This is a genomic window from bacterium, from assembly GCA_028820935.1.
Lineage (GTDB): Bacteria > Actinomycetota > Acidimicrobiia > Spongiisociales > Spongiisociaceae > Spongiisocius.
Genome location: JAPPHZ010000004.1, coordinates 1 through 6138, shown reverse-complemented (window position 1 = coordinate 6138; position 6138 = coordinate 1). Strand labels below are relative to the sequence as shown.

Genomic DNA, 6138 nt, shown 5'->3' with positions numbered 1-6138 from the left:
TCACCACACCCTCCCAGAAACACCAGAAGAAGTGGTGGACCCCCATTAGGAGCTCGAGTGGGCCATCGCCCGACGCTACATGAGCCTCGACAGCCTCAACCAGGCCCGCATCAGGCTCATCGAACCCCAACCCCAACAACTCACCGAGGAGGTCGCACCCAGAACCCAAATCAGCTAAAACAGAACCCAACAACCGAGGCGACGCGGAACCCTTCCTTACACCACAACCCTGGACGTGACCTTGAGCTACCGAACCGGTGGGCCGCCATCCGCAATTTTGTCTGGTGTACACGGCCCGGCGGCGCCCTTCGTGTGCGGCTGGTATTTCCCTGCTTGACACCACGTTGGGCAATCGATAGGCTAACGGTTAGCAACGGTGTGGGGAGGTGTGGTTGTGGTACCGAAACGGCAACGGTCGGGCTCTACGACTATCCGGAACGGAACCCGTGGCGGTACCCGGACGCCGTTGCGGGTTGCTGCGGTGGTTTATGACGACACGGCGGCGCCCGGTTCCGGCCTGAGCGGGGAACGGTCGCATAGGACCCCGGCGGCGGTTTCTGCCGGGTCGGCGCTGGTCCGGGTTGGCTATACCGCGGTGGCAGGGTCGATGCTGGTGTCGCTCGGGGACGCCGGTTTGGTCGGTTTCCCGCTTTTTTCGCTGCTGGCGGCCGTCCTATTCGCCGGTTATGTGGTGGTGTACTGGTCGGCCATATTCACCCGCCGCGTAGAGGCCGGGGCCCTGGGTCTGGTCGCTCTTGGTCTTGGGGTGCTCTACCTTTTGGCGAACGCATGGCAATGAGCCGAACCCGCACAGGTCAGGCCCCACCTGTCGGGTGGGGCCTGACCCGACCGGACGATCCCATCGAAGACAAGATCAGACGGTGGGAGGCGATCCTGGGCGACGTCGGGTTTGACCGGATCGAAGCAGCGGCACGAATACTGGCCTGCGCGGACGTTCTCGCAGAAGCGATGGACCGCATCGCCCAGACCGAAGGCCTCGCCAACCGCAACGACTACCAGGCTCTGTCCATCCTCCACTGGGCGCAGCACGAAGGTCGCCGACTCACAGTGACCGACCTAGCCACCGCCCTCGGTGACACCACAGCCACCACCGCCAACCGAATAGCCCGCCTACATACCCTCGGCTACGTCAACCGGTTACCCCACCCCACCGACCGCCGCTCCCACCACATCACCATCAGCCCAGCCGGCGCCGCCAGCGCCGAACGCATGGTCCTCGCCCGCACCAGCCAACGCGAACAATGGCTATCAGCACTAACCGACCCCGAACGGGCCACCCTCGCGACCCTCCTCACCAAACTCGCCACCTAAAACCCCCAACAACCAACCCACCCCACCAACCTCCACCCACGACACCCACCAGACAAACGCTGTACGTTCGAGCCCGCCGCTTCGACTAGTTGCCGTTTGCGGGACCAACCGGACCGAACCTCCCGGGTGTCGGCTAGTCGTTCGAGTGGTCGGGTGGGTGCTGCGAACGGTCCGGGCTCGATCCGGCGGTGATCGACCGACCGGATCGGAGACGGCGTATCCACCGCCTGGTCCACCAATAGAGGGCGCCGATGACGACCAGGAGGGGGACGAAGGGCAGCAACAGGCCGACGATCGCGACCACGTAGGCGAGGGCTCGTAGCAGGCCCTGATAGCCGGTGGCGACCGCATCGATGAACGATGGGGGTCCCTCCTCCTCTTCTACCACCACAAAGGTGACCGCGTCGTTGGTCACCGTGTCGAGGGCGACTCCGTCATCGGGAACCGGGGTGGCGGAGACCCCGAATCGCACTTCGATGCCGCCGCGGGTCGCTACCCAAGTCAAGTCTATAATTCCCATTCAATAATGCCTGACAACTCCCGTGCGCGTAGAAGCGAGAGAGGTGGGCCGGCCGCCCCTTCAACGGAATTACCCCCGCCGGGGCCCCGGGGTCTCCCGGTGGTCGGCTCGCTGGTGCAGCTGGCCAGAGGTCCCGAACCGCCTTATATCGCCATCACCCAGCTGGCGCGGGAGTACGGCGGAGTGGTCGCTTTTCGCGTCGGCGAGGTACCCACCGTGGTGTTCGCCGACCCTGGAATGATCACGGAAGCCTTTGAGAAGACCGAGCTGTCAGACCGGTGGGTCTTTCAGGTGCACGCCACTTTGCACGGAGCCATGGTGTTCTCCCAATACGACGACAGCTGGTGCAGGATGCGTGAAGTTGCGGTGAGCCGGCTCTGGAGTGCCGAGCAGGTGGCGACGCTGAGCGAGAACCATTTCGCACCGGCTTTCGACGCGGTGGCCGACCGCATTTGTCTGATGGCCGATTCGGGAGAGCCCGTGGATGTGTCCGGAGTCATGCTCGACGCCTGCAATGACATGATTTTTCGTGCCTTCTTTGGGTGGGAGGAGGTCGAATCCGACGAGATGCGAACGGGCAGGGAACGGTTCAGGGAGCACACCGTCTGGTTCCAGGGTGCCGGTTCCGTTCCCATGCCCGGGGACCTGTTCCGCTGGGCGAAGTTCATGCCCAGCGGAACGCTCAAGAAGGGGCGCCGGCTGAGGGAGGCGCAGGACGCGATGTTCGCCCGACTGCTGCAAAGCGCCCGGAGTCGCCGCGCCGGCAATGCCCCCGCCGCACCCGGACTGGTGGACATCCTGCTGGACATGGAAGAAGTGGAGGGGATCGACCACTCCACGGTCTACGGTATCTACTTGGACACGCTGGTGTCGGGCCCTCTACAAGCGGCCCCTATCGTCTGGTTCCTGCTGCTCGTGGCCAACCGCCCGGAGGTGCAGGCGAAAATCCACGAGGAGATGGACAGGGTCATGGGACCCGAGGGTCGGGCTCCCTGCATGGACGATCACGCGCGCCTGCCCTACACTTTCGCCTGCGTGGCCGAGCTTCTGCGCTACCGCCCCCTCAACCCCCTTGGCCTTCCACACCGGGCGGCCCAGGACACCGAGATAGGAGGATACCGGATTCGCAAGGGCACCCAGGTGCTGGGAAGCGTCTACGGGGCGAGCCGAGACGAGCGCTACTGGGACTCGCCCGACGATTTCATCCCTGAGCGCTTCATGCCACAGGACGACGGATCGCCCTCCCCGGCCCTGACCAGCGTCGCATATATGCCCTTTGGGACCGGGATCAGGCGTTGTAGCGGTGATCGCTTCGCCCAGACGGTCATATGGGTCGCCGTCACCAAAATCCTGCAAAGGCTCCGCTTCGAGACGCCGGAGGGACTGCCTCTTTCCGAAGAGCAGGTGCACAGGTCATTCGTCCAACCCAGGCCCTTCACACTAAAAGCGCTGCGCCGCAGCCGATAGGAGGTCGAGAGCATCGATACGAAGCGCGTTGTCATAGTCGGTGGAGGAGCAGCCGGGTTAAGCGCCGCCTACACGCTGAAAAAGCACGGGGGGGGGGTAGACCCGCTTCTCCTGGAAGCGAGCGATCAGATTGGCGGCCGTATGGGCGGTGAGAAGATAGATGGCTTCTCAACGGACAAGGGCGCTGACTTCTTTCCGACCTCCTACGATGTCACCTTCCGGATATGTGAGGCTTTGGGTCTACCGCTAGTCCGCACCAAGATGAACATCGGCTGGTATCGGAAGGGACGCTGGGTCGTCACCACCCCCATCGAGTCCTTACGCACGTTGCTCAAGAACGTGGCTCCGTTCTGGACCCTGGGGTTTCTGTCGACGGGGGGAATCTGGCCGACCCTCAAGCTGGTCAGGAGCATCAGGAACGATGCACAGTATCTGAACTACGCCAGCGACCACAGAATAGCCGAACTCGATACTGAAGAGACCTACGGCGACTATCTCGATAGGCTTGGCGTGCCTTCACATCTCAGAGTGACGTTGGAGGGATTCCTCGAACTGACGATGGGCCGCGTCGAACAGTTCGGCGCAACCTGGATCCGGACATTTCTGGGTGAAGTCCTCCTCAAGCCCGAGCGGCTCTACGTACCGGAGGGTGGGTGCAGCGCCCTGTCGGACGCCCTTGCCAGGGAGTGCGGAGCTGCCATCCGTGTCTCAACGCCTGTGAGGCGCGTGACCATCGAAGACGGCAGGGCAACCGGGGTCATCACTGACGATGGCCGCATTGATGCGGACGCAGTCATCTGCGCCGTGCCGGCCACCAAGGCCCTCGACATTATTCCCGACCTGCCACCCAGGGTTCGCGACGCACTCAGCACGGTGAATTACTCGCGGGGTATTCGAGTGGTCGTTGGTCTGAACCGTCGGGCGCTTCCTCCCGGATGGCACGTCGCGTTGTACCCCGAAGACGACACTCCGGCACTCTTGGACCGCACCGTGAATCTACCCGAGTGCGCGCCGCCCGGCAAGAGCACGCTGGACCTTTGGGTGGGGAGAGACCGCGCCGACGAACTGTTCCCTCTCGACGATGAGGAAATCAAGCGGGCGATGCTTGGCGCCGTTCGCCGCAACCCCCCTCCGGGGTCCGCGATCCCCGACGACGATGAAGTGCTCTTTACCCGCGTTTACCGATGGAGCGAGGCCGTCTGCATGGCGCAGCCCGGAATGTTCAGCGCCATACGGGACATGCGCAATCAACTCAACCAGGATGTGGAGAACCTCTTCCTCGCAGGCGATTATATGCGGTCACCTATCGTCAACGGCGCCATGGCCAGTGGTGTTGACGCAGCCGAACAGGTCGCAGACTTCTTGGCATCCCACCCTGCATAGCGAGGTCTTTGCGTGATTCCATCTATCGGGAATTATATGTTGATCTGACGGGGGGTGTCTAGCTAGGTACGGTTCGGGATTGCCTCGAGGCAACGAAGGGGAATTATATACGTGAGTGCCCAGCCCTCCTCCGCAGGCGATTGTGGAGCGCCTGCTTAGTGATCCCGAGCGCATCCGCCACTTCGACCTGGCGGTACCCGGCGGCTAACGCCTCGGTGGTAAGACTCGTTATCTGCTCCTCGGCGGAGTCGCGGCGGCGGACTGCTCGGCGAAGGGCCTCTAACGGATCGGGCATTAGTAGGTCGGCGCCCATCCGATGGGGTCACCGTACAAGCGGTAGGTCGTGAGGGACTGTCCGTATCCCCGCTCCCGGCGCTGCCGGACGGTAGGTACGCCCATGCCCGTCTCTCTCCAGTCGTCAATGTCGAGCTGCCCGAGCGGGCCTTGCAGGAAATTCTCCTCCTCGAGGCTGGCTAGGTGATCGTCGTCGGGATCGACGGGGGGCGGCTCCCCGCCGTGAGGCCCTCGGGGATCGAGGGCGTCCGGGTCATCGGGTGCGGGGATCAACCGGCCAACGCCAAAGCGCCCACGATTATCAGGGCGATTACCAGGCCGGTAACCGCTCTCATTGCCATCGTGTGCGACCGGATCAGTTTCTCGTGGGCCTCGGCCAAAGCCTGGTAAGCCTCGGATAGTTCGGCCAGGTCATCGGACATCGCGTGGATGCTACCCGCCCAGGTAGCGCCGGGCCGTTGGTTGATGGTTCCATCGAAATGCGTTATCGGGGTATGACCCTCGGGCCGGTATGTCCCATAACAGGTAGGTTGTAAACTTGTCGTTTCCGCCGACACGGGCTATGAGCAGGGGTTATGCCGATTGTCCGGTTCCCGGCCCGCTGCCCGGACGCGACCACCTGGCCCCCCGGCATTGAGGGCCGCTACCACCCCACTATCCCCCGCGCCCGGATCACCATCACCGGATGGCCCGCCGGTGGCAGGTGGCTAGTAGCCGGTACGCTATCCGCCCGGGCAGCCCCGCGGTCACCCCGCCCAGCATCCGCCGGTAGGCCGGCCCCACAAGCCAGGCATCGCCACTGATACAGGCGGCGGATGCTGGGGCAGTTCCGTACCGGCCCCATGGCAACATGGGTGGGCGGCCCCCTTCCTATCGAGAGCGGCGCCGATCCCTCCGCCTAATGAGTGGCCCGTACGGTGCCAGGCAAGAACCGAAGGGCAGGGGGATCGGCGCCGGGTTTCTTGGCCCTGCGCGGAAACGTGGGTTGGTGGGGGTGAAATCACTCATAATGGATGGTGCCCATGTGGTGTCCGGTTCTTTGGCGGCCGCGGCGTATGGGTGGCCTGCTGGACCGGGGGCGGGTCTGTGATGGTCCCCCGGTTTCGTGGAGTCAGCTCACTTGGATCAGTGGTGCGACAGCT

At 63.7% G+C, this 6138-nt stretch carries 7 protein-coding genes; 4 read left to right on the top strand and 3 right to left on the bottom strand.

The window, feature by feature from the left end; genetic code table 11:
- The first annotated feature begins 466 nt into the window (after nt 1-466).
- Entirely contained in the window at nt 467-799 is a 333-nt protein-coding gene (locus OXM57_00420; GenBank protein MDE0351146.1) for a hypothetical protein, read from the top strand.
- Complete coding sequence (locus tag OXM57_00415) at nt 796-1332, top strand: MarR family transcriptional regulator (GenBank protein ID MDE0351145.1); 537 nt, start codon at nt 796-798, stop codon at nt 1330-1332. The genes OXM57_00420 and OXM57_00415 overlap by 4 nt, the downstream gene beginning before the upstream one ends.
- A 133-nt stretch (nt 1333-1465) precedes the next feature.
- Here the strand turns inward: OXM57_00415 and OXM57_00410 are convergent, their stop codons facing one another.
- The gene (locus OXM57_00410; GenBank protein MDE0351144.1) at nt 1466-1837 is read right to left on the bottom strand and encodes a hypothetical protein; all 372 of its coding nucleotides are present in this window, start codon (nt 1835-1837) and stop codon (nt 1466-1468) included.
- A 21-nt stretch (nt 1838-1858) separates the two neighbouring features.
- On the opposite strand from OXM57_00410, the gene OXM57_00405 reads away from it, so the two are divergent.
- Nucleotides 1859-3319 (top strand): cytochrome P450, encoded by a 1461-nt coding sequence (locus OXM57_00405; GenBank protein MDE0351143.1) that lies wholly within the window; start codon nt 1859-1861, stop codon nt 3317-3319.
- A gap of 33 nt (nt 3320-3352) precedes the next feature.
- A complete protein-coding gene (locus tag OXM57_00400; protein MDE0351142.1) occupies nt 3353-4702 on the top strand; it encodes an NAD(P)/FAD-dependent oxidoreductase in 1350 nt (449 codons plus the stop codon).
- Between the two features lie 294 nt (nt 4703-4996).
- On the opposite strand, the gene OXM57_00395 is transcribed toward OXM57_00400, so the two are convergent.
- Nucleotides 4997-5269, bottom strand: coding sequence for a hypothetical protein (locus tag OXM57_00395; protein MDE0351141.1), 273 nt, complete (start codon nt 5267-5269; stop codon nt 4997-4999).
- Complete coding sequence (locus OXM57_00390) at nt 5266-5418, bottom strand: hypothetical protein (GenBank protein ID MDE0351140.1); 153 nt, start codon at nt 5416-5418, stop codon at nt 5266-5268. Before OXM57_00390 ends, OXM57_00395 begins: the two co-directional genes overlap by 4 nt.
- Between the last annotated feature and the right edge of the window lie 720 nt (nt 5419-6138).

Excerpts from the sequence above, each read along its gene's own strand:
- OXM57_00415 (MDE0351145.1), top strand. The coding sequence starts at position 796 with ATGAGCCGAACCCGCACAGGTCAGGCCCCACCTGTCGGGTGGGGCCTG.
- OXM57_00405 (MDE0351143.1), top strand. The coding sequence starts at position 1,859 with ATGCCTGACAACTCCCGTGCGCGTAGAAGCGAGAGAGGTGGGCCGGCC.
- OXM57_00390 (MDE0351140.1), bottom strand. The coding sequence starts at position 5,418 with ATGTCCGATGACCTGGCCGAACTATCCGAGGCTTACCAGGCTTTGGCC.